Annotated in this window: 17 protein-coding genes, 1 tRNA gene and 1 pseudogene; 7 read left to right on the top strand and 12 right to left on the bottom strand. The window is 62.3% G+C overall.

All coding sequences use genetic code 11. The features are described from left to right. From EG244_RS20830 to EG244_RS04185, 5 genes are all read left to right on the top strand, one after another. On the top strand, window positions 1-205 hold a 205-nt coding region (locus tag EG244_RS20830; RefSeq protein WP_233588908.1), incomplete at its 5' end, for a hypothetical protein. Between the two features lie 134 nt (window positions 206-339). Beyond that, window positions 340-1,128, top strand: coding sequence for a hypothetical protein (locus EG244_RS04200; RefSeq protein WP_124963755.1), 789 nt, complete (start codon window positions 340-342; stop codon window positions 1,126-1,128). Further along, complete coding sequence (locus EG244_RS04195; protein ID WP_124963754.1) at window positions 1,125-3,230, top strand: DDE-type integrase/transposase/recombinase; 2,106 nt, start codon at window positions 1,125-1,127, stop codon at window positions 3,228-3,230. The genes EG244_RS04200 and EG244_RS04195 overlap by 4 nt, the downstream gene beginning before the upstream one ends. 5 nt (window positions 3,231-3,235) lie before the next feature. Continuing rightward, window positions 3,236-4,234 carry an ATP-binding protein gene (locus EG244_RS04190; protein ID WP_124963753.1) on the top strand — a complete coding sequence of 333 codons (999 nt, stop codon included), beginning with the start codon at window positions 3,236-3,238 and terminating at the stop codon, window positions 4,232-4,234. Beyond that, entirely contained in the window at window positions 4,234-5,706 is a 1,473-nt protein-coding gene (locus EG244_RS04185; RefSeq protein ID WP_124963752.1) for a TniQ family protein, read from the top strand. Before EG244_RS04190 ends, EG244_RS04185 begins: the two co-directional genes overlap by 1 nt. A gap of 1,487 nt (window positions 5,707-7,193) precedes the next feature. Here the strand turns inward: EG244_RS04185 and EG244_RS04180 are convergent. The 4 genes from EG244_RS04180 to EG244_RS04165 all read right to left on the bottom strand — a co-directional run bounded on the left by EG244_RS04180 (window position 7,194) and on the right by EG244_RS04165 (window position 11,272). Next, window positions 7,194-8,075 (bottom strand): XdhC family protein, encoded by an 882-nt coding sequence (locus EG244_RS04180; protein ID WP_124963751.1) that lies wholly within the window; start codon window positions 8,073-8,075, stop codon window positions 7,194-7,196. A gap of 84 nt (window positions 8,076-8,159) precedes the next feature. Next, the gene (locus EG244_RS04175) at window positions 8,160-10,313 is read right to left on the bottom strand and encodes a xanthine dehydrogenase family protein molybdopterin-binding subunit (protein ID WP_124963750.1); all 2,154 of its coding nucleotides are present in this window, start codon (window positions 10,311-10,313) and stop codon (window positions 8,160-8,162) included. Window positions 10,314-10,317: 4 nt separating this feature from the next. Next, on the bottom strand, window positions 10,318-10,776 hold the full coding sequence (locus tag EG244_RS04170; protein ID WP_124963749.1) for a (2Fe-2S)-binding protein: 459 nt from the start codon (window positions 10,774-10,776) through the stop codon (window positions 10,318-10,320). Window positions 10,777-10,888: 112 nt separating this feature from the next. Then, window positions 10,889-11,272, bottom strand: a complete 384-nt coding sequence (locus EG244_RS04165) for a winged helix-turn-helix transcriptional regulator (protein WP_124963748.1) — start codon at window positions 11,270-11,272, stop codon at window positions 10,889-10,891. Window positions 11,273-11,376: 104 nt separating this feature from the next. Between EG244_RS04165 and EG244_RS04160 the strand changes: the two genes are divergently transcribed. Continuing rightward, entirely contained in the window at window positions 11,377-12,000 is a 624-nt protein-coding gene (locus EG244_RS04160; RefSeq protein ID WP_124963747.1) for an NAD(P)-dependent oxidoreductase, read from the top strand. A 65-nt stretch (window positions 12,001-12,065) separates the two neighbouring features. Here the strand turns inward: EG244_RS04160 and ileS are convergent, their stop codons facing one another. Continuing rightward, on the bottom strand, window positions 12,066-15,023 hold the full coding sequence (gene ileS / locus EG244_RS04155) for an isoleucine--tRNA ligase (protein ID WP_124963746.1): 2,958 nt from the start codon (window positions 15,021-15,023) through the stop codon (window positions 12,066-12,068). A gap of 241 nt (window positions 15,024-15,264) precedes the next feature. Here ileS and EG244_RS04150 point away from each other — a divergent pair, with 241 nt between their 5' ends. Then, window positions 15,265-16,251 (top strand): YcjF family protein, encoded by a 987-nt coding sequence (locus EG244_RS04150; protein ID WP_124963745.1) that lies wholly within the window; start codon window positions 15,265-15,267, stop codon window positions 16,249-16,251. On the opposite strand, the gene EG244_RS04145 is transcribed toward EG244_RS04150, so the two are convergent. The 7 genes and pseudogenes from EG244_RS04145 to ettA form a co-directional block, all read right to left on the bottom strand. Further along, the gene (locus EG244_RS04145) at window positions 16,248-16,676 is read right to left on the bottom strand and encodes a DUF1489 family protein (RefSeq protein ID WP_124963744.1); all 429 of its coding nucleotides are present in this window, start codon (window positions 16,674-16,676) and stop codon (window positions 16,248-16,250) included. The genes EG244_RS04150 and EG244_RS04145 overlap by 4 nt on opposite strands. Before the next feature lie 125 nt (window positions 16,677-16,801). Continuing rightward, window positions 16,802-16,876 (bottom strand) — tRNA-Glu (locus tag EG244_RS04140). A 144-nt stretch (window positions 16,877-17,020) separates the two neighbouring features. After that, window positions 17,021-18,754 (bottom strand): single-stranded-DNA-specific exonuclease RecJ, encoded by a 1,734-nt coding sequence (gene recJ, locus EG244_RS04135; RefSeq protein ID WP_124963743.1) that lies wholly within the window; start codon window positions 18,752-18,754, stop codon window positions 17,021-17,023. Between the two features lie 99 nt (window positions 18,755-18,853). Then, window positions 18,854-19,816, bottom strand: coding sequence for a class II fructose-bisphosphatase (glpX, locus tag EG244_RS04130; protein WP_124963742.1), 963 nt, complete (start codon window positions 19,814-19,816; stop codon window positions 18,854-18,856). Window positions 19,817-20,050: 234 nt separating this feature from the next. After that, window positions 20,051-20,992: pseudogene (gene folE2, locus EG244_RS04125) on the bottom strand (GTP cyclohydrolase FolE2); the annotation flags it as partial. A gap of 176 nt (window positions 20,993-21,168) precedes the next feature. Continuing rightward, the gene (locus tag EG244_RS04120; protein ID WP_124963740.1) at window positions 21,169-22,248 is read right to left on the bottom strand and encodes a GIY-YIG nuclease family protein; all 1,080 of its coding nucleotides are present in this window, start codon (window positions 22,246-22,248) and stop codon (window positions 21,169-21,171) included. Window positions 22,249-22,395: 147 nt separating this feature from the next. Then, window positions 22,396-24,054, bottom strand: coding sequence for an energy-dependent translational throttle protein EttA (ettA, locus tag EG244_RS04115; protein WP_124963739.1), 1,659 nt, complete (start codon window positions 24,052-24,054; stop codon window positions 22,396-22,398). Window positions 24,055-24,061: the final 7 nt, after the last annotated feature.

Genomic DNA, 24,061 nt, shown 5'->3' with positions numbered 1-24,061 from the left:
ATCAGGCAAAACACTGAATCCAAATAGATTTGTGCAACAGCGCCCTGCTAGCGTGTTCGATGAGTGCGCTTCGGAAAATGTGGATAACCAAAATCAGCGTGTAGCTGTTGTCGCTCAAATCTGCCCAGAGTTATGGGCAGAAGGAGGAGCAATGCATGGGCTAGCATATCGAAAGAAAAAACCGACCCTGCGAAGGGCCGGCTGAATAGGTGGGTTGGCGAGCCACCCATAAACTCAGACATCAGTCTAACAGCATCAGCATAATTGGTGCAACGGACTTGTCGGCTCACCTGATCGAGAACGGAAGAGCTGAGGCTTAACATGTCATCGGATGGTTTGGTGAGCGCAGACGTCGAGTCTGCGAACGGAGAATGTTTGTCCAACGGTGGGGCTGTTTCCCTCCCGTCCCGCAGCGGCGGCGCTGATATCGAAGCTGCATGCGGCTACTCGGGGCGTGCTGTTTTGCGCCGGGAACCTGCACCTAGCCGTGCGCAGCGGGCTGTCAACAAAGTCTCGGAGTGGCATTTCTCTGGCGTTCTGTGTTGGGGTGACAAGCAACCGCAGCGGCTAAACTTTGAGAGCCTGCTCGAATATCAAGCCGCGCTCTGCGCCATTTATCGGCCGGGTTTCGAGGATATTCGTGAACAGGTCGGTCCGGTTAGCCTTCAGTTGCCGGATGGACGCAGAAAGTTCCATTACATCGACTTCTGCGCGACCTATCGTGGCGGGCACCGCATCGGCATGGCGGTCAAGCCTGAGGTCAGGTCGCAAACCCCTGCGTTTCAAGACGAAATGAAGGCATTGTTGATTGCCGGCCAGTCAGTGTTTTTTGATCGTTTGGTCGTGATCGGAAAGCGCAACATCGATCCCGATGAACTCGCGAATGCGGAGTTGTTTCACGCGGCTCGGTTTTCCGATTCTCGGGAAGATCATGCTGTTCGCTTGGCGATGGCGAAAATGGCGTCGCCACTGACCATTGGGCAGATGATTGCCATGGGGGAGAGAGAGGGCGTGACGTTGAGGAGCGTTGCACGCGCTATCCATCGCGGTCAGCTGCGTTTGTTGACGCTTGGACGGATCACCACGGACAGCGCCGTTATGCCCTTCTCGTTGGAGGGTGCGGCATGAGGGAAACCGTTCCCATTCTCGAAGTCGGTGCAAAGTTCGCACTTAGCAAACGGGTTGGCACTGTGCTCACTGTGCGCAGGGCCGACATGGTGGTTCTTTGGGACGAATATGTCGATCCGGAAACTGGAGAGGTATTCTTTCAGATCGCTGATGGCATCGCCCATGATGTCATCGAGGATGCAGATAAACGCGGGGCGTTGCGGATTTTGTCGCGGCCCTCTGTGCAGCGTCATGATGCTGAACGCCCTGCCTTTCTCCGCTCAGAGAAAGAAATCGGGCGCCAGAACTGGCGGCGCTGCCATGTGATGGCGGCAGAAAATCTGATTGCTCAGGGCATCTTGCAGCGGACGCGGGCATCCTTCGTGGAAAATGCTGTGGAGCTTCTGAGGCTTGGAGAAAACATCTATCGTGAGACCTGCTTGCGCAAAACCAACACTGCCAAAAGGCGTGGGGGTGCGGTTGTCGACCTGGGGCAGCAACATGCGCCTCCGACCTCCGCTGCTCAGGTTCATAAGTGGTATCTCAGCTTTCGTAGGGGCGGGGCAGACGCCCTGTTCGATGACTATGCGCGGTCGGGAAACCGTCGGGACCGGCATGACCATGTAATCGCTTCGATTGCGCAGAGCATCATCGAGATGCGCCTTGATGAGGAAAGGCCCACGGTGACCTCCATCACCGATAGTGTGCGGGCAGCATGTATTGTGCATTATGACAGCCTTGGCGAGGACCATCGTGGAAAGTTGCCGGGGTATGACTTCGTTCATGGATTGATCGACGCCATTGCCCCTGCCGAGCATGCAATTCGCACGCGCGGATTCAAAGTCGCCTACAAAGACATGCACTCTTTGGGGGTTGGCATTACGACGACCCGCGCGTTCGAGCGGGTCGAAATCGACGAATATGACGTCGATTTGAACGTCCTCCTGAACAGTGCCGGAGTCTGGGATTGGCTGACAGAGGATGAACGCGTTGGGTTGGGGCTCAACGGTGAAGCTAAACGGGTCAAGCTGTCTGCTGCCATCGACGTGCATACCCGTTGTATCGGGGCGATGCGGATTTCGGCAGGCGATACGACTTCATTGGCGCGCGATACGATCGAGATGCTCTTGCAGGATAAGACGCCGGTTGCGGATGCCTTGGGCGCTCATGATCGGTGGGATATGTTTGGATGCCCGGAGAAGATCGTCTTTGATCGTGGGCCCACCTACATAAAGGATGAGTTCTACGATCTGCTGGCTGGGCTTGGTATCGACTATCATGGCGCCCCGTCGCGCAAGCCCTGGCTTCGTCCTTTCATCGAAAGGCTCTTCCGCACGATCCACAACGGCTTGCTGCAGCGGTTCTCTGGTCGGACGTTTAGCAACGTGGTTGCTAAGGGAGAAAACAAGGCCGAGGAACGGGCTTCGATCACTTTGCCGGAGTTCCTGCAATGGCTGGTGCGTTGGGTGGTCGATGTCTACCACAATACGCCCCATCGCGGCTTGGGAGGGCGGACGCCCGCCGAGGCGTGGCAGCAGGCAATCGCCGTTCATCGTCCTCGAGGTGTGACGCGTGACGAGCTGAGGCGGGCTTTCGGTATCAAGCGGCGCGTGAAGCTCGGCCGTAAAGGCCTCAGGGTCATGCATATTGACTACCAATCCGATGAATTGGCCGAGTTTTGCAACCGCTATGGCATGGGTAAGACCTTCGAGGTCTTTTGGTCGCCGGCCGATATCGGTGTTGTTCTGATGAGGGTCTCGGATGACCATTGGCTTTCTGTGCCTGCCGCAGACAATCAGTGGATCGGAAAGTCTTTCGAAGATTTGGAGCGCTTGCGTCACTACCTGCGTGGTGAGCGGGCTGTGTCTGACGTTGTTCGTGCGAAAGCGATTCAGGCGATCGATGCTGCGGCGCAAGATGGCAAAGTCCGTCGTGGCATGCTGCCCCACATCCTGAACGCCGAGAACTTCGACACGAACGAAAAGAAGTTGCGGCGTTACATGGTCACGACTGATCGGGAACTCGCGGAAAGCGATCGGCGCGATCTTTTTGCTGACGAGGTTCAGCTGCCTACTCCGCAACAGCTGTCCAGCAACGATGTCGATGATGATCTGATGGAGTGACTGTTATGACGAATGATCTTCACTTGAATGCGGAAACCTCTGGCTTGGCAGTCCCCGATGATAGGGAAGGCCGTGTCGCTTGGCTCGAGGCGCGGTATTTTAAGAACCAGCGGGATGAGGCGTTTCAGGACTGTCTGCGCGAAATCCTGGTGGTCGGGGCTGACGGCATGATCCTGCCTGAACCTGTGCGTAGTCCGCTGAATGGCGAAACGTCGGGTATGAGGGTGATCGGGGCCACTGGGTCTGGAAAGTCGGTGATGATCCGGCGCAACCTCACGGCATTGCCGGGATTCGTTAAAAGCACGAAGGAGATCCAGGGCAATCATATTGATATTACGGTCTCTCCCTCAGCGACGATTAAGAGCCTCGCCTCGGACATCTTGGAAGCCACCGGATATGTGCGACCTGATGATAAGGTGAAGGCGCATGAGGCATGGGCCATGGTGCGGCATCGTTTGAGGGAGGCAGGGATTGCCCTGCTGTGGATCGACGAGGTCCACCAACTGCTGAGGGGTGGCCCTGGGAACGATCCTGTCATGGCCCTGCAAACGCTCAAGAACCTGTTGCAGGGGCACGGAGCTGTCGCGGTGATTTTGTCTGGTGTGCCCGAACTGGAGCAACGGCTGAGCAAAGATGACGAGACCTACCGCCGCTATCAATTGCAACTGCGTTTGCGTCCCCTGGTCGAGGGGCAGGCTGAAATCAGGCGGTTCGAAAAGTTCCTTCGGCTTTGCTGTTCCCATCTCGCGCTGGACTGGCCCTCTGATCCGGCCTTCGCCGAGCGGATCGCGTTTTCTCAGCATGGCGCGCTCGGGGAATCTACTGCTTTCGCGAAGAGCGTCATTCGCCGGACTTTGCATGCCGGAAGAAAGGAGCTTACCCTTGAAGAGGCTCATCGTCTCTGGGTGCTCCGAGGCGGTAATGCGGATGGGCTTTCGCCCTTCGACCCTCAGGACTGGTCTAAGTTGTCGAAAAAGCTTCGCCCTCCGGTGGAGGCTGACTGATGTTGCGCCCGTGCTATCCTGCTTACCCGGACGAAGCGCTCCTCTCCTACGCCTGCCGTTTGGCCTATCGGCATACCGGGCAGGGCCTGCGTCGCCTGTTGGCTGACTTGCGGATCAATGGGATCGACTTCGAAGCTGGGGAGCCCGATGCCGTGCTCGCTTTTGCAGAGGCGATTGGTGCTGAGCCTCAGGTATTGTCGCAGAACACTATTCGCCGTTTGAAGCGCTACAACCGGTTCCGCGGCGAGGATTTCTCGCGGAGCTTCCTGTCGGGGCGCATCGTCCAGCTTTGCTCCAGTTGCCTTATCGAGCAGGGTGGCAAGGAAAACTGGCATTGCCCAATCATTTGGTCATTCGCCTCGGTGCCGATTTGCGCCCGCCATGCCTGTGTGATGAAGCAGGTTGAAGCGGAGGATGTCATCGATCTTCGCGATCTGCCTATGCCTGAAACGAGCGAAGCTGAGCCTGCAACCGTGGGGGAGCATATCAAATGGCTTGGCGTCCGTCTGGAGGGACAACCCGTGTCTCAATGGCTGGCAGGTCAGAGTATCGAGCAGGTCCTGCATAGTTCGGAGATGCTCGGTCTGGTCATGCTGCACGGTGAAAAGGTGCGCCCCAAGCAGCTCAGCCGCCAGCAACGTAGTGAAGCCATGGAAGCTGGTTTCCTTGTCTATCGGGAAGGCGAGGCTGCGATCCGCACTGCGCTCTCCGACATCAGGTGCAATGCCGTTGCGCAGGCCGTGCAGGCGGGACCGTTGGCGACCTATGGGCCTCTGTTCGACTGGCTGGATCGTCGAGCAAATATGCTTCCTCCGGGCCCTATCAAAGCGATCCTGCGTGAACACATTCTGGAGCATGAGGTGTGGGCATCTGATGAAATGCTGCTGGGTGAGCGGGTGAAGGAGCGGCGCCTGCATTCGGTGAAGAGTTTGAGCGAGACCCTGAAAACGGATCGCCGCCGCATGTCCCGCCTTCTGCAAAAGCTGGGGCTGGTCCCCGAGGGGGCAACGGACGCGGAAAGCGGTAAGCTTGTCTTTCCGGTCCAGGAGATAGAGCAACTTGTGCAGGACTACCATAGCGCGGTTCCGCTGGCCTTGGTGCCCGAATATCTGGGTGGCTCAAAGGCTATGGTGTTGGCTCTTTATGGCGCTGGGCAGTTAAAATCGCTTATCCCCGCCGACGCGCCAGGCGCTGTGCGGAAAGTGGTGTTCGCCCGCCGTGAATTGGATCGGGTCTTGGCTGTGCTGGATGCGCTGCCTCTGGCTCCTGCGGGAAGAGATGTCGATATTATTCAGCTGGCTGGTGCCTGTCAGAGATTTGGAGTGCGGGCAGGAGATGCTCTTACCGCGATCCTGACCGGTCAGCTTGCAGCTCTGCGTGGTCACGGTGGTCCCAGCCTGCATGCGCTTCATGTGGAACGAGGCGAGATACTGAAATTCCGTGATAAGGTGCGGGCCATGACTGACGCATAAAGATCGCATGTCCACGAGGTGATATCGGTATATGGGGTGGTCGAGGGCGCGGAATATTCCGCGCCTTTTCGTTGTTTTCAGATGGGTCATGTTGCCTGTTGAAGCCTGTGTGGGCCGCTGAGCAGAGGAACGCGGGGGCTTCGCTGATGAAAATTGATAAAAACTATGGTCCTAGCCGGTGAGAACTTTGCTCCCAGTTCCAACGTCACCATTGATATCATAGGGTTTTTCAGGGGCTTTGGCAGCAACTATGGCCGGACCAACAAGAGGTGCAGATCCGGGCATAGTTGCTGCCAACTGGGGGCAAAGATCGCGCCGTTCGGATCATAGTTTTTGCAAGTGATTGAAATGATTGAAGCCGCCCTTTGAGGGCGGCTTTTGCATCTTTCTCTAGTCCGGATTGCGGAGAGAGAGGTTTTTGGGCAGACTTCAGGGGGCGTAATTACAATGCACCCTCAAGTTGGCGGAAACCGAGTCGCAGGATTTTAAGTCATTTCAGATGCAGTCGAGGTGAAAATATTCTTTGCAAAGTCGGCTGGCTGAGACGATGGACCTCGTGGTTCGCGCATAACGATTATCAGCAACTGGCGCTGTTGCACAAAGCAGCCTTTGGATGAGATGGCCCTAGGTGTTTGATCCCAGGGTTTGATGGTGCGATCCTTTCGGGGAAATGGAAGGATGCCCGTGGGACAGCTTCGTCATGGCAGCGCCACGATCGAGCCATGGAATGCCATTGGTCCGAGTGACCATGGCGAGGGCAGGCCGTCCGAGCTGCTATACTGAGGGCTTGCCCGCCATCGGCTCAACGGCAGGCTTGAGTGCTCGCGGAACTGAGCAGGGAACTCTGGAGTGAGCAGGATCAGAAAACGCTCCGGGGGATCGTTTTTCCGACGGTTGGGCGCTGATGCACAAATCTCTCAGGATTCAGTGTCCTGCCTGATCCGGCTGTGCTGTCCGCATGAGCTGTCCTTCGAAGCCCCGCTACAAGACCAGCCACTGGCGGGCCTGTAACGAGGCATTGAAGCGCCGAGGTTGCCTGCCCCTTTGGCTTGATGCGGGCATGGGGGGAGGCCACGCCTTCCGGCAAGCGTAACCCGGAGCGGTAAGGAGGATCAGCAAACCGTCCGGGCATGAGCAGGACAAGTATCTGATCCGGGAGATTAAATGCCCTGCGATTGGTTTACCGGCGGTGGGATGAACTGCGTCAAATAGTTTGGCCCGCGCCTCGTGGCCGGAGTATGCGACAGGCAGGTCGCAGAGGTCCGGATCCGTGTTTCTCTCGGATCAATGGCGTTCGACCGCTTCACCGCCCCGGTACAAAGACGACCGCTCGTGTTGCATCATCCGCGAGGGGGAGGGGGTTGTCTGCTCAGATGCCGGGTGACGCAACAGCGCCCTTCGGAGCTGTGACGAGTGGGTGTTCGTGGCAGGATCGGCGTCCGGCAGGTCGGCGCGCCGGGAGAGGCACCCTGTGAAGGGCGCTGATCTCAGAGAGAGCGGGCGCGGTCGAGGACCTGGGCGAGGACTGAAATCGCCAGCGAGCGCGGGTCGCGCACCGAGGGGATCAGCCCGAAGGGGCGCGCAAGGCGGGTCAGCGCGGGCTCGGGGATACCGGCCTGACGCAGGGCCTCGTCACGGGTGGCCGCAGCGCGGGCAGAGCCCTGAGCGCCGATGAAAAAGGCCTCGGAGCTCAGGGCGCGGGCCAGCAGCTGCGGCTCGCGGTCGTGGTCGTGAAAGAACAGCGTCACCGCGGTGCGGGGGTCGATCGCGACCCCCTCGGGCCAGTCAGATCCAGGGGTCAGGCGGGCCTCCGGCAGCCCCTCCAGCGTCTCAGGATCCGGCGAGAAGACCTCGCTCAGATAGCCCGCGGCATGGGCCATCTGCGCCAGTGCGCGGGTCTCGGGGCCTTTGCCGAAGATCAGAAAGCGCAGTTCCGGCAGCAGGGTCAGGCGCAGGGGCCCAAGCGTCAGATCCGCCTCACGCCGCGCCGCAAGTGCCAGCGCCGCCGCCTCCAGGGCGCGGGCATCGGGGCAGGGCAGCAGCAGAATATCCAGCCCGCCCCCGCAGGGCAGCTGCAGATCCTGCCAGGCCGAGCCCTGGCCATAGCGCAAGTGCCGGATCTGCCCGTCGGCCAGCGCCGCAAGCGCGTGGATTTCGACATCACGCTCAATGCAGCCGGAGGACAGATTGCCAAAGCGCTGCCCGCCGGCGGTGACCACCATGCCCGCCCCGAGAGGGCGATAGGAGGCGCCGAGGACCCCGGTGATCACCGCCAGCGCGGCGGGCTCACCGCGCTGCAGCGCCGCGCGCAAAGCGGCGAGGGGCAGGTCGCTTTCGCAGATGCGGGTCAGGGGGGCTGTGGCCGTCATGGCAGGCGTCTCAAAGCAAAGGACGGGGACAAAACGCCGCCGCCGGAAAAGCAGATGGCCCGGAACTCCGGGCCATCTTTGAACTCAGGCCTCTGCGCGGGCGAAGGGCAGCTGGCGTTTGGTCCTGCCGCTCAGCTGACGCCAGGCATTGCCGACCGCCGGAGCCAGCGGCGGAACCGGCGGCTCGCCGATGCCCGAGGGGGCTTCGTTGGAGGCGATGATCGCCACCTCAACCGCAGGCATCTCGGTGATGCGCAGCAGCGGATAGTCGTGGTAGTTCGACTGCTCAACCTCACCGCCCTCAGCAAGGGTGATCTCGCTGTGAAGCGCGGTCGAAAGCGCGAAACCGATGCCGCCTTCACATTGCGCGGTGATGAGGTTCGGGTTCACCGCCAGACCACAATCGACGGCACACCAGACGCGGGTGACGCGCGGCAGACCGTCTTTCTCTTCGACCTCTGCGACCTGCGCTACATAAGAGCCAAAGGACTTCACGAAGGCAAAGCCATAAGCTTTGCCGTTCTCGCCCCTGCGGCCTTTCCAGCCCGAGATCCCGCGGACCTTTTCGATCACAGCGCGCTCGCGGGTGGCTTCGGCGGGCAGAAGTTCCAGACGGCCCTCGATGGCGTCTTTGCCAGCGGCTTCCAGCACTTCGTCAAGGAAGGTCTCAACCGCATAGGCGGTGTGGCTGTGACCGACCGAGCGCCACCAGAGAACCGAAACACCGGTCTGCATGGCCGACCAGGCGATGCGGCGGGTGCCCAGATCATAGGCCAGATGCGACGAGCCCTCAAAGGCAAAGGGGTCCGGGCCGCCCTGCAGCATCGGCTCCATCACGGTGCCCATCATGATCGACTGGGTCGCCACGATGTTTTCCCAGCCGACGATTTTGCCGTCTTTATCCAGACCTGCGCGCATCTTGTGCAAAGCCGCCGGACGGTAGTGACCGCCGCGGATGTCGTCTTCGCGGGTCCACTGCAGCTTGAAGGTGCCGTCACGGCCCGCCGCTTTGGCGACCTCGGCCATTTCGGTGGCAAAATGCGCCGAGCCCTGGGCACGACGGCCAAAGGAGCCACCGGCCATCAGCACATTGATGGTGACATCCGCGGGCTCAATGCCGAAGGTGCCGGCAAAGGCCATCTGATCGACGGTCGGGAACTGGCAGCCATAGGTCAGCACGGCCTTGCCGTCCTTCACCTCAATAAGCGCATCCAGCGCTTCGAGCGGCGCATGGGCGAGATAGGGCAGGCGGTATTCGGCCTCCAGCACCTTCTCGGCACCTGCGAAAGCCGCCGCCAGATCGCCGTTTTCCTCGACGGTCAGACCGCCTTCTGCCGCCGCTTGGGCGTAGTCTGCAAAGATCGCGTCCGACGAGCGGGTCTCAGCTTTGCTCTCGTCCCATTCGATGATCAGCGCCTCACGGCCCTTCATCGCAGCCCAGGTGTTTTTGGCATAGACCGCCACACCCATGGGAACTTCGCGCACCATCTCAACGTCCGCAACGGCCAGAGCCGCGCTGTCGTCAAAGCTTTTCACCACCGCACCGAACTTCGGCGCATGGGCGACCATCACGACCAGCATCCCCTCGGGGTAATGATCAAGCGTGAACATCGCCGAGCCGTTGATCTTGGCAGCGGTGTCGAGACGCGGACGGTCTTTGCCGATGAACACAAAGTCCTTCGGGTCTTTCAGCTTCGGGTTTTCCGGAACCGGCAGTTTCGAGGCATCGGCCACGAAATCTCCGAAGCCTGCGTTTTTGCCGGTGCCCTGATGGCTCAGGATGCCCGCTTTGATGAGGATCTCATCGGCCGGCACACCCCATTCGGCGGCGGCGGCGGTGATCAGCATCTGGCGCGCAGCCGCACCGGCCTGGCGCATCGGCAGGAAGGACGACAGCATCGAGGTCGAGCCGCCGGTGCCCTGCACGCCAAGCGCGCCATTGGCGTAAAGCGGCGTATTGGCCGGAGCGCCGAGTGCCTGCATCTGGTCCCAGCTGGCGTCAAGCTCTTCCGCGACCAGGGTGGCAAGGCCGGTATAGGGGCCCTGACCCATCTCAAGGTGCTTGATCAGAACGGTGACGCTGTGATCGGTGCCGATGCGGATGAAGGCGTTGGGCTCAAAGGCCTCAACCACGGCTTCACCGGTTTTGGCAGCCACGGCGCCTGCCGGCAGGGTCAGCGAGAGAAGAAGGCCGGAGCCGGTGGCCATAAAGCCGCGACGGGTGGTCTGGATCGTCATGAACTCAGCCTTTCAGCGCGTCTGCGGCGTTGTGGATTGCCTGACGGATACGGACGTAAGTTGCGCAGCGGCAGGCATTGCCTTCCATTGCGGCATCAATGTCTTCGTCGCTCGGGGCGGGATTCTCTGCCAGCAGCGCCGTCGCGGCCATGATCTGACCCGACTGGCACCAGCCGCATTGTGCGACGTCAATCGCAGCCCAGGCCGCCTGAACCGCTTTGGCTTCTTTGGTGTCGACCGCCTCGATCGTGGTGATGGTCGCACCGGCGATATCTTCGATCGGCGTCACACAGGAGCGGGTCGGCACGCCGTCGACCCAGACGGTGCAGGCACCGCATTGCGCCGCACCACAGCCGAACTTCGTCCCGGTCAGGCGCAGCTCATCGCGCAGCGCCCACAGAAGCGGGGTTTCGGGGTCGATGTCGAGCTCACGCTCCTGACCATTCACAATAAACTTAGTCATACCTGGCCTCATAGCGGGGGGTGCGGGGGCTATGCGCCCCACATGCGCGGGGAGCAAGTGATGCGGTCACATACCACTGCAAATTGCGACGATATGTCCGCGACCGCCTGAATTAAATAGAAATCGCTTCGGTCAGGACTTCAGTTTCCGGTGAGTGCGCCGCATCCCAGCTGCCCCGCGCGCGGCGCACTTCGGGCTGCGCGGCCTGGGCCCAGGCCGCCAGCGCCTCAATCCGGCCCAGCAGCGAATGGCCCAGCGGCGTCAGCCCATAGGCGCCACCCGCCGCCCTTTGCGTCACCAGCCCGTCGCGCGACAGGTTGCGCAAAGTCACCGTCAGCATCCGGGCCGAGATCCCCGGCACCACCCGCGACAGCGCGTTGAAGCGGCAGTCGGCGCGGCCAAGCTCCATCAGCACCAGCACCGACCAGGCATCGCCGATGCGGTCCAGCACATCGCGGACGGGGCAGTCATAGCTTCGGGCGCGCGGCGCGGGCATTGTGCTTCCTTTCAGGTAACCACGAGGGCCTTCCCAGAGCTGCAGATCGCGGCTATGCAGGCGGTATCAGTTACTAATAGTAACCTCTGTAATGGGAGTAAATCATGAAAATTTTCCTGCTCGGCGCCTCCGGTATGATCGGCTCGCGCATTCTCGCTGAAGCCGCAGAGCGCGGTCATGAGGTGATCGCCGGGGCGCGCAATCCCGATCAGATCCCGGAGTATCCGGGCGTCACGGCCGTGAAGGTCGATGCCCATGACGCCGCGACCTTTGCCGCCTATGCCGCCGAGGCCGATCTGGTGATCGGTGCTGTCTCGCCGCGCAATGGCGGCGATGCCCTGGCCGAGGCAACGGCCTATGCCAAAGCGCTGATCGCGGCAAAACCGCAGCGGGTCATCATGGTCGGCGGCGCAGGCTCGCTTTCGCTGCCCGATGGCACGCCGGTCGTCGATGTGCTGCCGCCCGAATATGTGGCTGAGGCGCGCGGTATGAAAGCGGCCTGGGATCTGCTGGCGCAAAGCGGTCTGAAATGGACGGTGCTTGCCCCTTCGGCGCAGATCGCACCTGGGGAATTCACCGGCGATTACACCATCGGCGGCACCACGCTGCTGTCGGACAGCAAAGGCAACAGCCATATCTCGGCGGAAGATTTCGCCGATGCGGTGCTCAATGAGGCGGAAATGAAGACCCTGGTCGGGAAACTCGCGACCGTGGGCTATACCGGCTGACAGTCGCCGTTCTGAACGCAAAAGCCGGCCCCGCAAAGGGCCGGCTTTTTTAGTCTGTGACCGGATCAGAGGCCGGCGGCGCTCAGGGTCGCATCGCAGCGCGCGCAGGTGGCCGGATGGGCATGGCTGCCGACGTCGGGCAGGATCTTCCAGCAGCGCTGGCATTTCCCGCCTTCCGCTTTCTCGAAGACCACTTTCACGCCTGCCACATCGTCCAGACCAAAGGCGCCTTCCGGAGCCGCTTCGGTCGAGATCTTCAGCCCCGAAGTGATGCACAGCGTGTCAAAGCCCTGGGCCGAGCCCAGAACCGAGGCCAGCTCCGGCGAGACGAAGACGGTCGGAGCCGCTTCGAGCGAGGAGCCGATGGTCTTGGCAGTGCGCTCGACTTCCAGCGCGCCGGTGACGACACGGCGGGCGGCGCGGGTCTTGGCAAAGCGGGCCGCCAGGCCGGCGTTCAGCCAGCCTGCTTCCACTTGCACAAAGTCCAGCAGGTGCACCGAGTTTTCCTCACCGGGGAAGCGGGTCAGCCAGACCTCTTCCATGGTGAAGGGCAGGATCGGCGCCAGCCAGGTGACCAGCGCGTGATAGGCGTGATCCATCACGCTCAGGCAGGCGCGGCGCTCGAGGCTGTCCGGCGCGTCGCAGTAAAGCGCATCCTTGCGGATATCGAAGTAGAAGGCCGAGAGATCCGAGGTCGCAAAGGTGAAGATCGCCTGGAAGACCGCCTGGAAATCAAAGGCGGCATAGTCACGGCGCACCTGAGCATCGAGTTCGGCCAGACGGTGCAGGATGAACTGCTCCAGTTCCGGCATTTCTTCGCGGGCAACATGTGTGCCGTCCCAGGCGGGCAGAGCGCCCATCAGGAAGCGCAGCGTGTTGCGCAGACGGCGGTAGCTGTCGGCGGTGCCCTTCAGGATCTCTTTGCCGATGCGCAGATCGGTCGAATAATCGGCCTGAGCCACCCAGAGACGCAGGATATCTGCGCCGTATTCCTTGATGACTTCCTGCGGTGCCACGGTATTGCCGAGCGATTTGGACATTTTCATGCCCTTTTCGTCCAGCGTGAAGCCATGGGTGATGACGTTCTTATAGGGCGCGCGGCCAATGGTGGCCGAGCCCTGCAGCAGCGAGGAATGGAACCAGCCGCGGTGCTGGTCGGTGCCTTCCAGATAGACATCTGCGATCTGATCCGGCACGCCGTCTTCGCGGTCACGCAGCACAAAAGCATGGGTCGAGCCGGAATCGAACCAGACGTCAAGCACGTCGAAGACCTGGTTGTAATCTTCCGGGGTCACGATGCCCGCGAGAACCTTTTCTTTGAAGCCCTCAGTGTACCAGACATCCGCGCCATCGGCCTCAAAGGCGGCGGCGATGCGGGCATTGACCTCATCATTGCGCAGCAGGAAGTCCGCATCGGTCGGCAGGGTGTCTTTTTTGGTAAAGCAGGTCAGCGGCACGCCCCAGGCGCGCTGGCGCGACAGCACCCAGTCCGGGCGCTGTTCGATCATCGCATGCAGGCGGTTGCGGCCGGTGGCAGGCGTAAAGGTCACCAGCTCTGAGACCGACTTCAGCGCGCGCTCGCGGATGGTGTCGCCATAGGTGCCCATGCCGTCGTTGATCTTTGCATCGATCGCCGCGAACCACTGCGGCGTGTTGCGGAAGATCACCGGCGCTTTTGAGCGCCAGGAATGCGGATAGCTGTGCTTGACCCTGCCCTTGGCCAGCAGCGCGCCCGAATAGGCCAGCTGTTTGATATTGCTGACGTTGGCCGGACCTTCTTTGCCGTTGGTGTCAAAGACATGCTGACCGCCAAAGAGCGGCAGGTCTTTGCGGTAAGAGCTGTCTTCGGTGACGTTATAGGTCATCGGCAGCTTGTATTTCACGCCCAGCTGATAGTCGTCATCGCCGTGGCTCGGGGCGGTATGCACAAAGCCGGTGCCCGCATCATCGGTCACGTGATCGCCCGGCAGCATGGGCACGTCATAATCCCATTCGCCATTGCCGCCTTCGACACCGTTATAGGGGTGCTTCAGGATCATGCCCTCGAATTCCGAGGCGGCGACGTCGCGCACACGGGTCCATTCCGCCACTTTGGCGGCGGTTTTCACCGATTCAGCCAGACCATCCGCCAGCACCAGCAGCTCACCCGCAACAGCGGTCGATTTTTCCTCGACGGTATCGACGCGGTAAAGGCCGTAGGCGATGCGCTCGCCGTAAGCCACCGCGCGGTTCTGCGGGATGGTCCAGGGCGTGGTGGTCCAGATGACAACCGCAGCCTGCAGCAGCGCGGTGTTCATGCAGCCGTCAAGCTCGGGGAAATGTGCAGCCGAGGCGACGGGGAACCGCACCCAGATCGTATGGCTGGTGTGGTCGTGATATTCGACCTCAGCTTCGGCCAGAGCGGTTTTCTCAACCGGCGACCACATCACGGGTTTGGAACCCTGATACAGCGTGCCGTTCATCAGGAACTTCATGAATTCCTGCGCGATCACGGATTCGGCGTGGAAATCCATCGTCAGATAGGGGTTCGCCCAATTGCCGGTGATGCCGAGGCGCTTGAATTCCTCGCGCTGGACAGCCACCCAGCCTTCGGCGAATTTGCGGCATTCCTGACGGAAAGAGACCACATCCACGTCGTCTTTGTTCAGACCTTTGGCGCGGTATTGCTCTTCGATTTTCCACTCGATCGGCAGGCCGTGGCAATCCCAGCCCGGCACATAGCGCGAATCAAAGCCCATCATCTGATGCGAGCGCACGACCATATCTTTGATGGTTTTGTTCAGCGCATGGCCGATGTGCAGATTGCCGTTGGCATAGGGCGGGCCGTCATGCAGCACATAGGGCTTGCGCGGCGCGCCATTGGCGGCAGCCTCAGCGGCCTGCTCACGCAGACGGTCGTAGATGCCAAGGCTTTCCCAGCGGTCCAGCCATGCCGGCTCCCGGGCGGGCAGGCCCGCGCGCATCGGGAAATCGGTCTCGGGCAGATAGACGGTAGAGCGGTAGTCAGGGGTGTCAGCGCACATCGGCGTGTCCTTCGAAGTCAGGGCTTTGGGTCCCGCGCGGGGCGGGGTCAAAAGGCTTTACCCGACGCGCGAGACCGCTCAGCGCGCCGGGCCGCTAATTCGACGGGAAAAGGCGACCGGTAACTTCATGGCGCGCTTATAGGGCGGTGCCTGTGCGCGGTCCAGAGCCTGACCGCGCTTCCCCTTGCTCCGCCGCCGCTTTCCTCCCACATGTTGGAGAGATGCTGCTGAGAGGATCCCGATGGCCAGCCCGCACCAGCCCTTTGTCCTCGAAATCGACGGGCCGGAGGTTTCCGTAGCCGATGCCCCGCCGGTCCCGGAGGAAGACACCGCGCCGCCGCAGACCGCCGTGGCGGCGATGATGCGGGCCCCCGCGAAACCCTCCGTTGCGCGGCGGCTGTTTTACTGGGCGGGGGGGCTTTTTCTGTCGCTGGCGGTGTCGATCGCGACCTGGGAGTTTATCGCCTCAACGCTGAACCGCTGGCCGGTGCTGGGGTTTCTGGCCATGGTGCTGGCGGGGGTGGCGGCGCTGTCTCTGCTCTGGATGGCGGGGCGCGAATGGGCGGCGCTGATGCGGCTGACGCGGATCGATCATCTGCGTGAGCGGGCGGTTGCGGCGCGGGGCGATCTCGATCAGGCCCGCAGTCTGGTGCGCGAGCTGGATGGCATCTATGCGCGGCGCGAAGAGCTGGCCTGGAACCGCCGTCGTCTGGCCGAGCAGGGCGGTGATCTCTTTGACCCCGATGCCCTGGTGCGTCTGGCGGAAGTTGAGCTTCTGGGCGCCGCCGATCAGGCCGCGCGGCGCGAGATTGAGGCGGCGGCGCGGCGGGTGGCCACGGCCACGGCTCTGGTGCCGCTGGCCCTGGTCGATGTGGCGGTGGCGCTGATGTCAAACCTGCGGATGATAAGGCGCATCGCCGATATCTATGGTGGCCGCGCCGGGCAGGTGGGATCTATCCGGATGCTGAAGCGGGTCTTTTCGCATCTGGTGGCCACCGGGGCGGTGGCGGTGGGCGATGATCTGATTTCCTCGGTCGCCGGGGGCGGCGTGCTGTCGAAAGTCTCGCGCCGCTTTGGCGAGGGGGTGATCAATGGCGCATTGACCGCGCGGGTCGGCATCGCCGCCATGGAGGTCTGCCGCCCGCTGCCCTTTGAGGCGTTGCCGCGCCCGAAGGTGGCCAATGTCCTCAGCCGCGCGCTGGCCGGGCTGTTCGGGACGAAAGATTAACGCAGACCCATCTCGGCCAGAGCCGCCTCAAGCTCAGGCGGCAGCAGGTCATCGGCGGGGCGGCTTTTGGGCAGGTCAGGCGGGCTGTCCGCGGCCTCAAGGTAGCGCCAGCCCTGAAAGGGGCGGCGCGGCGTGGCCTGGGTGCGGATGATCTCGGGATCCAGCTGAAAGGCGCAGCGGGTGATGCCATCCGCGCCGGTCGCATCCTCAAAGCCAAGGATGCGCTGCCGCGCCAGGATCTGGCCCTTGAACACCCAGAAAAGCGAGCCCTTCAGCGCCTCAGCCTCACGTTTCGGCCAGGAGCGGGTGACATGCACAGCCCGGCCCTCGGGCCAGCGGTGGCGCTGGGCATCCTGCCAGTGCTGCAAATCCGAGACATCCTCTGCGCCGACGCAGAGTTTGATGATATTCACCACTTTGGTCATTCTGACACCCCATCCACCCTCTGAGCAGATGCCGATTGAGGCCGGGGAATGCAAGGCGATGAGGGGTGAAAACGCAAAAAGGCGGCAATCTGCCGCCCGTCATTCGCTTTGTTTTCAGGAAGAAGTGGCAGCCCGTAGGGGAGTCGAACCCCTCTTTTCAGGTTGAAAACCTGACGTCCTAACCGATAGACGAACGGGCCACTCTTTCTTCCGACCGTCGCAGTGTGCTGCGCCTGTCGTGTGAGGGGGTATTTACAGAGAGGTGTCAGAGCCTGCAAGGGGGTTTCTTGCGGAAAATGAAAAATTCCGCAAAAAATCGCTTTGCCCGGAAAAAGGCCGGGGAATCAGGCCTTTGCCGCATCCTCCAGACGAAGCTGCACCCGTTGACGCCCGCCCCAGGTATCGACCTCCACCCGGCCAGCCAGATGGAAGCGCTCTCCCACCCCGGCCTGAAGCGCCTGACCCAGCGGGCCGTCCCAGGCGCCGAAGGCCATGCCGGTCAGTTTGGTGGCGCCTGAGCCGAAGGTGATCTTCAGATGGCCCGAGCCGATCTGGCGCACATCGCTGACGCGCTGGCTGGCAAAGGCAAAGCGCGGGGCGGGGGCAGAGGCACCAAAGGGACCCGCCGCTTCAATCTGGGTGACCAGCTCAGGCGTTGCGCCCTCAGGCTCCAGCATGCCGTCGATCTGCAGATCGGCGGGGCCGGCCTCGCCCGCGCCCTGACGGGCGAGGAGTTCGGCCAGACGCGCCATGGCGGCCTCCAGCTTTTCTGCTTTCACGGTCAGGCCTGCGGCCATCTTATGGCCACCGCCCTTTTCCAGCAGCCCCTCGGCGGCGACCCGGTGGATCGCGGCCCCAAGATCCACCCCGGTGACCGAGCGGGCAGAGCCTTTGCCGATGCCATTCTCAATCCCGATCACCACGGCGGGGCGGTTATAGGCCTCTTTCAGACGTGCGGCCGCGATGCCGACCACGCCGGGGTGCCAGCCCTCACCCGCTGCCCAGACGAGGGGGCCGTCGACGCCCCGGGCCTCGGCCTGGGCGATGGCCTCGGCACGGACTTCGGCCTCAATGGCGCGGCGCTCGACGTTCAACTCCTCCAGCCGCCCGGCGATCAGCGCGGCCTCAGCCGGGTTGTCGGTGGCGAGCAGCCTTGCGCCTAAATCCGCCTGACCGATCCGCCCGCCTGCATTGACGCGCGGGCCGAAGAGAAAGCCCAGCGTATGCGAGTTTGGCGCATGGGTCAGCCGCGAGACATCGGCCAGCGCCGCAAGCCCGGGGCGGCTGCGCTGCGCCATGACCGAAAGCCCCGTGCGCACCAGCGCCCGGTTCACCCCGGTCAGCGGGGCCACATCGGCCACCGTCGCCAGGGCCACAAGGTCCAGATAGCCCATCAGATCCGGGCCCTTCACGCCTTCGGCGCGCAGGCGGCGGTTGGCATCGACCAGCATCATAAAAACCACGCCCGCCGCGCAAAGCTGCGACAGATCCCCGGTTTCATCCTGACGGTTGGGGTTCACCACCGCCACGCAGTCGGGCAGGGTCTCGCCGCCAAGGTGGTGATCAAGCACGATGACATCGCAGCCCGCCGCGGCGATCGGCTCATGGGAAAGCGTGCCGCAGTCAACGCAGAGGATCAGATCATGCCGTGCGCCCAGATCCTGCATGGCGGGGACATTGGGGCCATAGCCCTCATCAATGCGGTCGGGGATGTAAAGCGTGGCCTGCAGCCCCATGTCGCGCAGCCAGCAGAGCAACAGAGCGGCAGAAGAGCCGCCGTCGACGTCATAATCGGCAAAGACCGCGATGCGCTGGCGCTGTTTCACGGCCTGGAGAAAGCGGATGGCGGCAGGCTCCATATCGCGCAGCACCATGGGGTCGGGCATCAGATCGCGCAGAGTGGGCGCGAGATAGCCCGCCGCCCCTTCGGGCGCAACGCCCCGGCGTGCCAGAACCCGGGTCACGGCAAAGGGCAGGGCGGTGGCCTGACGGATCGCCTCGGCGGCGCGGTCTTCTTCGGGCGAAAGCCCCAGCCAGCGCCGTCCGGTTATCGAAGTGTCCACACCGAGAAACGTCATGCCAGGGCCTTTCTGAGGTCGTCTGAAACGAAGACGGGGGGCCAGGCAGCCCCCCGATGAGTTTTGCGCAAACCTCAGTGGTCTGCAATCAGAGGGCAATCAGACCGGAGTGCGGTAGGTCATGCGGCGCACCGAGCCGGTTTTCGAGCGCATGAGAACGGTCTCGGTGGTGATCCAGCCCACTTCCCGCTTCAGCCCGCGCAGCAGCGAGCCGTCGGTGACGCCGGTGGCGGCGAAGATCACGTCGGAGGTGACCATATCGTCGCGGGCATAGATGCGGTTGAAATCCGAGATGCCGGCGCGCTCGGCGCGGCCACGCTCATCGTCGTTGCGAAACAGCAGACGGCCATAGATCTGACCGCCCATGCATTTCAGTGCCGAGGCTGCCAGCACGCCTTCCGGCGCGCCGCCCGAACCCATGTACATATCGATGCCGGTCTGATCGGCTTCGGCGCAATGCATGACGCCGGCGACATCGCCGTCCGGGATCAGGCGGATCGCCGCGCCGGTCGAGCGGACGGCTTTGATCAGATCGGCGTGGCGGTCACGCTCAAGGATGCAGACGGTGATATCGGCTGCGGTGCCGCCCTTGGCTTTGGCGAGCTGATAGACGCGCTCGGCCGGATCCATATCGAGGGTCACGACGCCCTCGGCATAGCCCGGGCCCACGGCCAGTTTGTCCATGTAAACGTCAGGGGCATGCAGCAGGGTGCCGCGCGGCGCCATCGAGATGACGGCGAGAGCATTGGGCATGTCTTTGGCGGTCAGCGTGGTGCCTTCGAGCGGATCAAGCGCGATATCGACGCCCGGGCCTTTGCCGGTGCCGACCTCTTCGCCGATGTAGAGCATCGGGGCTTCATCGCGTTCGCCCTCACCGATGACCACGGTGCCGGCGATGTCGAGCAGGTTCAGCTGGGTGCGCATGGCATCCACGGCGGCCTGGTCGGCGGCTTTTTCATCTCCGCGCCCGATCAGCTTGGCCGAGGCGATGGCGGCGGCTTCGGAGACCCGGGCGAGGCCCAGAGAGAGCATGCGATCATTGAAATCGACGGTCTGCGACATGGCATATCCTGACGTTTTGCGAACCTTGGCCCGGGTGTAGCGCCGTGGCTGCTGCTTGGAAAGCGGCGAGAGGGGGCGGGGCGTCATGTTAGCGCCTGAGGTCGCGCAATTGTCGCGGGGATGTGACAGGGGCGGGTGGTTGTGTCGGGTGGTGGTGCCGGGTGGAGAGGCCGGGGGCTGCCGGCCCCCGGACCCCCGGGAGTATTTTGAAAAAGCCAATCAGGGCCGGCGGCCTCAGCCGCGGTGTATCAGGCTTACGAAAAGCGTGGGGTCGAGGCTTTGGGCGGCAAAGAGCGGGCCTTCGGTCAGAAGGCTGACGGCATCATGGCTGTGCAGGCTTTCCTGGTGGCTGGCGATGACGCGGAAATCGCCGATCCGCGGTTCTTCGCGCAGGGCCTCGCAGAAGGAGCGGGCGGCGTCTTCGACGAAGATGGGGTTTGCGGCATTCAGTTCGGCAAAGGCCTGTTCGTCTTCGCGTTTGACCATGACCTGGGTCTCGGTGACCACGGCGCGGCGGGCGAGATCAATAAGGTCTTCAAACCAGAGGCGTTCTGTGTCGCGCAGCTCGACCGAGATCCGCGCGACGGAGCGTTGCGAATGGGGGGTGGCGAGCTGGCCGCGGAGCTGGCGGGCATGCTCAGAAAGTTCCAGCGAGCAGGGGCAGGTGGAGCTGTAGACGTAATCGAGATGCAGCAGGCGGCGGCGCAGGCCGCCCTGGTCGAGCAATTCGAGCGCGAGGTCGTAGTATTGCCAGCCGGAGAGGCCCGAGCGCAGGCTTTGCACCTTTTGCGGCCAGGAGAGTTTCAGCTGGATGCGGGCGTCAAAACTGTCGAGGTCGCGTTTGTAGTCCTCGAGCGCCGCTTCGGCGACGCCGAAGGAGAACTGCCGGTCGGCATGGGCATAAAACGAGCGCATGATGCGGCTCATATTGATGCCTTTTTTGCCGGCTTCGAGGCTGACGGTGCCGGTGACGGAGGTCTCCAGCGTGATCTCGCCGCCCGCACGGGTGAGGTAGCGGATCGGCAGGCGGAAGTTGGAGATGCCGACGTGCTGGATGGTGGCCTTTGCGCCAACGATCAGGCTGGCGGGGCCGTTCTGCAGATCGGGCATCGAGGCCTTATAGGCCGCATCGGGGGTGAAATCTTCCGGGTAGTCGCGCGAGAGAGCCGGGGCGTTGTGGCCCGCGAGGTTGGCGGCTCCGAGGCCGAAGGCCAGGCGCTCGCTCTCGGGGGCATGGGCCATCCAGGCGCGCAGGATCGCCAAAGCGGCTTCGGCCTGAGCTTTGTCGGGCTGCGCGGGGGGCTCGGGGGCGCGGCTGTCCATCGGCAGTCTCCTTGGTGCGCGGGAACTGCTCAGATAGGCGTTGTGCGCTCCGGGGGGAAGGGGGCGGGGGTTTCATCGCTGCAGGCTGTCTCGATCCGCGCCGCGCAGGAAGAGACCGCAGGGGCATCCCCGACCGGGAGGGCAGCGCCTTCGGCACTTTTCGCAAGGCCCCCCCTTTGCAGGCTTTTTGAGGTGCCATATGGCGTGCCGCTGTCTGCAGGGAGCCAGTCAGTTTTGCCGTTCCGCGACGTTCCCCACAGAAACTGCGAGGCGGCACTGGGGCTCTTGAAGGACATATTGCCTGTGAGGCGGAAATGGGTTTGCCCGACGGGCGTGATGAGACCGGTTTCCAAGGCCTGAACCCTGCGCAGGCGCAGGGCCGGGGAGAACGACTCCAGCATCTGCAGAGTGCCGATGCTGTCAGCGAGGACGACAAATTCATCTGCGGTTTCAAGGGCCTTTCCCGCGATGCCCATGGTGTTGCTGCGCATGATCAGGCTGAGCGTCGCGATGTCAGTCTCTGTCTGGGGCAGGTTGGTCGTCTGCGCGGGGCCTGACGGGTTGGTGCCGGTGCCCTGAGCGGGCGGCGCGGCAAGAGGCATGCGCAGCAGATCAAATCCGATGACGGGCAGCAGGAGGCGGACCTCCTCAAAAAACGTCCTCATATCGGCGAGATCCGCTGCCGGCAGCTTTGCCGGCCTGCCGTCGTTGCCGTTCGAGAGTGTGCAGAGACGCGCCTCGCGCAGGCCCGAGATGAGTTCCGCTTCCAGCCAGGTCACATGGGCTTTTGTCAGATAGGGATCTTTGCTGAAGATGAGGGTGAAGTGCGTCCAGAACTCCATATTGGGCTTCGGCTCATGCTCCGTCATGCGCCGGGCAAAGTCATCCGTTTCGCCGACGTAGATCTGTGGCAGCCCGCTCTCGTCGCTGTCACCGCGCAGCAGGTAAACGCCGGTGCAGGCGAGGGGGTATTGCTTCACAGCGAGTGGCAGAAGCGCGCGCGGGCCGGTCAGAATAATCCCGGTCCAGTTCATAATTTCCGCCGTCACAAGTCCGGTGACTTTGCCATTATCGAGAAAGAGCCTCACTGAGCGGCCGTGTGCTGACATCTAAGGGCTCCTTTTGTGCGGATGAAAACGCGCGACAAAGAATGCGTTTCAATTTTGAGTTGAGCAACCCCCTCTGAGCCGTGTCAGACCTTCAGACATGCAAAAAGGGCGGCCCTGAGGGCCGCCCTTTCGCATCTCTCACATCCCTCAGGCGCGCGAGAATTTCTTGTGCTTGGAACGCTTCGGGTTCGCAGCTTCCGCGCCGAGGCGGCGGATCTTGTCGGCCTCATATTCTTCGAAGTTACCTTCAAAGAATTCCACGTGACCTTCGCCTTCGAAGGCCAGGATGTGGGTACACAGACGGTCGAGGAAGAAGCGGTCGTGCGAGATGATGACGGCGGAGCCGACAAAATCTTCGATCGCAGCTTCGAGGGCCTGCAGGGTTTCCACGTCGAGGTCGTTGGTCGGCTCATCGAGCAGCAGCACGTTGCCGCCCGATTTCAGCAGCTTCGCGAGGTGGACGCGGTTGCGCTCACCACCCGACAGCACGCCGACTTTCTTCTGCTGGTCGGTGCCTTTGAAGTTGAAAGCACCGGTGTAGTTGCGCGACGAGATCTGCATGTCACCCAGGTGAATGATCTCTGCGCCGCCCGAGATTTCTTCCCAGACGTTTTTGTCGGGATCCAGCGCGTCACGCGACTGATCGACGTAAGACATCTTCACGGTCTCGCCGACCTTGATGGTGCCTTCATCGGGCTGTTCCAGACCGACCAGCATCTTGAAGAGGGTCGATTTACCGGCACCGTTCGGGCCGATCACACCGATGATCCCGCCCGGCGGCAGCGAGAAGGACAGGTTCTCAATGAGGACCTTGTCGCCCATGGCTTTCGAGAGGTTCTCGACCTCAAAGACCTTACCACCGAGGCGCGGGCCGTTCGGGATGACGATCTTGGCTTCGCCGACGCGCTCTTTGACCGAGGTTTCCACCAGCTTGTCATAGGCCGAGATACGGGCTTTGGATTTCGCCTGACGGGCTTTGGCACCGGCGCGGATCCACTCAAGCTCTTTAACCAGCACTTTCTGCTTGGCTTTGTCTTCGCGGGCTTCCTGCTCCATGCGCTTGGCTTTGGCTTCCAGCCAGGAGGAGTAGTTGCCCTCATGCGGGATGCCCTTGCCGCGCTCCAGCTCAAGGATCCAGGTGGTGATGTCGTCGAGGAAGTAACGGTCGTGAGTGACCGTCAGGATGGTGCCTTTATAGGCGATCAGGTGCTTTTGCAGCCAGGCGATCGTCTCAGCGTCAAGGTGGTTGGTCGGCTCGTCGAGCAGCAGCATATCCGGCTCTTCGAGCAGCAGTTTGCACAGCGCCACGCGGCGGCGCTCGCCGCCCGAAAGGGTCGAGACTTCCGCATCATCGGCCGGGCAGTCGAGCGCGTTCATCGCGATATCGACCTGGTTGTCGAGATCCCAGAGGTTCTGCGCGTCGATCTCGTCCTGAAGCTGCGCCATCTCATCGGCGGTCTCATCCGAGTAGTTCATCGCCAGTTCGTTGTAGCGATCAAGCTTGCCCTGCTTTTCGGCGACGCCCAGCATGACGTTGCCGCGCACGTTCAGCGTCTCATCCAGCACCGGCTCCTGCGGCAGATAGCCCACTTTGGCGCCTTTGGCGGCCCAGGCTTCGCCCTGGAAGTCTTTGTCCCAGCCGGCCATCACGCGCAGCAGGGTCGATTTGCCGGCGCCGTTGATGCCGACGACACCGATTTTAACACCGGGCAGGAAGTTCAGACGGATGTTCTCAAAGACCTTTTTCCCACCGGGATAGGTCTTGGACACGCCGTCCATGTGATAGACATACTGATAAGAGGCCATGGGCTCG

The sequence above is a fragment of the Falsigemmobacter faecalis genome, assembly GCF_003863335.1.
In the GTDB taxonomy this organism is placed as follows: Bacteria; Pseudomonadota; Alphaproteobacteria; order Rhodobacterales; family Rhodobacteraceae; genus Wagnerdoeblera; species Wagnerdoeblera faecalis.
The sequence above is the reverse complement of the archived record's forward strand: the minus strand, read 5'-3'. Positions and strand labels throughout refer to the sequence as shown.

Excerpts from the sequence above, each read along its gene's own strand:
- EG244_RS04195 (WP_124963754.1), top strand. The coding sequence starts at position 1,125 with ATGAGGGAAACCGTTCCCATTCTCGAAGTCGGTGCAAAGTTCGCACTT.
- EG244_RS04190 (WP_124963753.1), top strand. The coding sequence starts at position 3,236 with ATGACGAATGATCTTCACTTGAATGCGGAAACCTCTGGCTTGGCAGTC.
- EG244_RS04185 (WP_124963752.1), top strand. The coding sequence starts at position 4,234 with ATGTTGCGCCCGTGCTATCCTGCTTACCCGGACGAAGCGCTCCTCTCC.
- EG244_RS04180 (WP_124963751.1), bottom strand. The coding sequence starts at position 8,075 with ATGACGGCCACAGCCCCCCTGACCCGCATCTGCGAAAGCGACCTGCCC.
- EG244_RS04175 (WP_124963750.1), bottom strand. The coding sequence starts at position 10,313 with ATGACGATCCAGACCACCCGTCGCGGCTTTATGGCCACCGGCTCCGGC.
- EG244_RS04170 (WP_124963749.1), bottom strand. The coding sequence starts at position 10,776 with ATGACTAAGTTTATTGTGAATGGTCAGGAGCGTGAGCTCGACATCGAC.
- EG244_RS04165 (WP_124963748.1), bottom strand. The coding sequence starts at position 11,272 with ATGCCCGCGCCGCGCGCCCGAAGCTATGACTGCCCCGTCCGCGATGTG.
- EG244_RS04160 (WP_124963747.1), top strand. The coding sequence starts at position 11,377 with ATGAAAATTTTCCTGCTCGGCGCCTCCGGTATGATCGGCTCGCGCATT.
- ileS (WP_124963746.1), bottom strand. The coding sequence starts at position 15,023 with ATGTGCGCTGACACCCCTGACTACCGCTCTACCGTCTATCTGCCCGAG.
- EG244_RS04150 (WP_124963745.1), top strand. The coding sequence starts at position 15,265 with ATGGCCAGCCCGCACCAGCCCTTTGTCCTCGAAATCGACGGGCCGGAG.
- EG244_RS04145 (WP_124963744.1), bottom strand. The coding sequence starts at position 16,676 with ATGACCAAAGTGGTGAATATCATCAAACTCTGCGTCGGCGCAGAGGAT.
- recJ (WP_124963743.1), bottom strand. The coding sequence starts at position 18,754 with ATGACGTTTCTCGGTGTGGACACTTCGATAACCGGACGGCGCTGGCTG.
- glpX (WP_124963742.1), bottom strand. The coding sequence starts at position 19,816 with ATGTCGCAGACCGTCGATTTCAATGATCGCATGCTCTCTCTGGGCCTC.
- EG244_RS04120 (WP_124963740.1), bottom strand. The coding sequence starts at position 22,248 with ATGTCAGCACACGGCCGCTCAGTGAGGCTCTTTCTCGATAATGGCAAA.
- ettA (WP_124963739.1), bottom strand. The coding sequence starts at position 24,054 with ATGGCCTCTTATCAGTATGTCTATCACATGGACGGCGTGTCCAAGACC.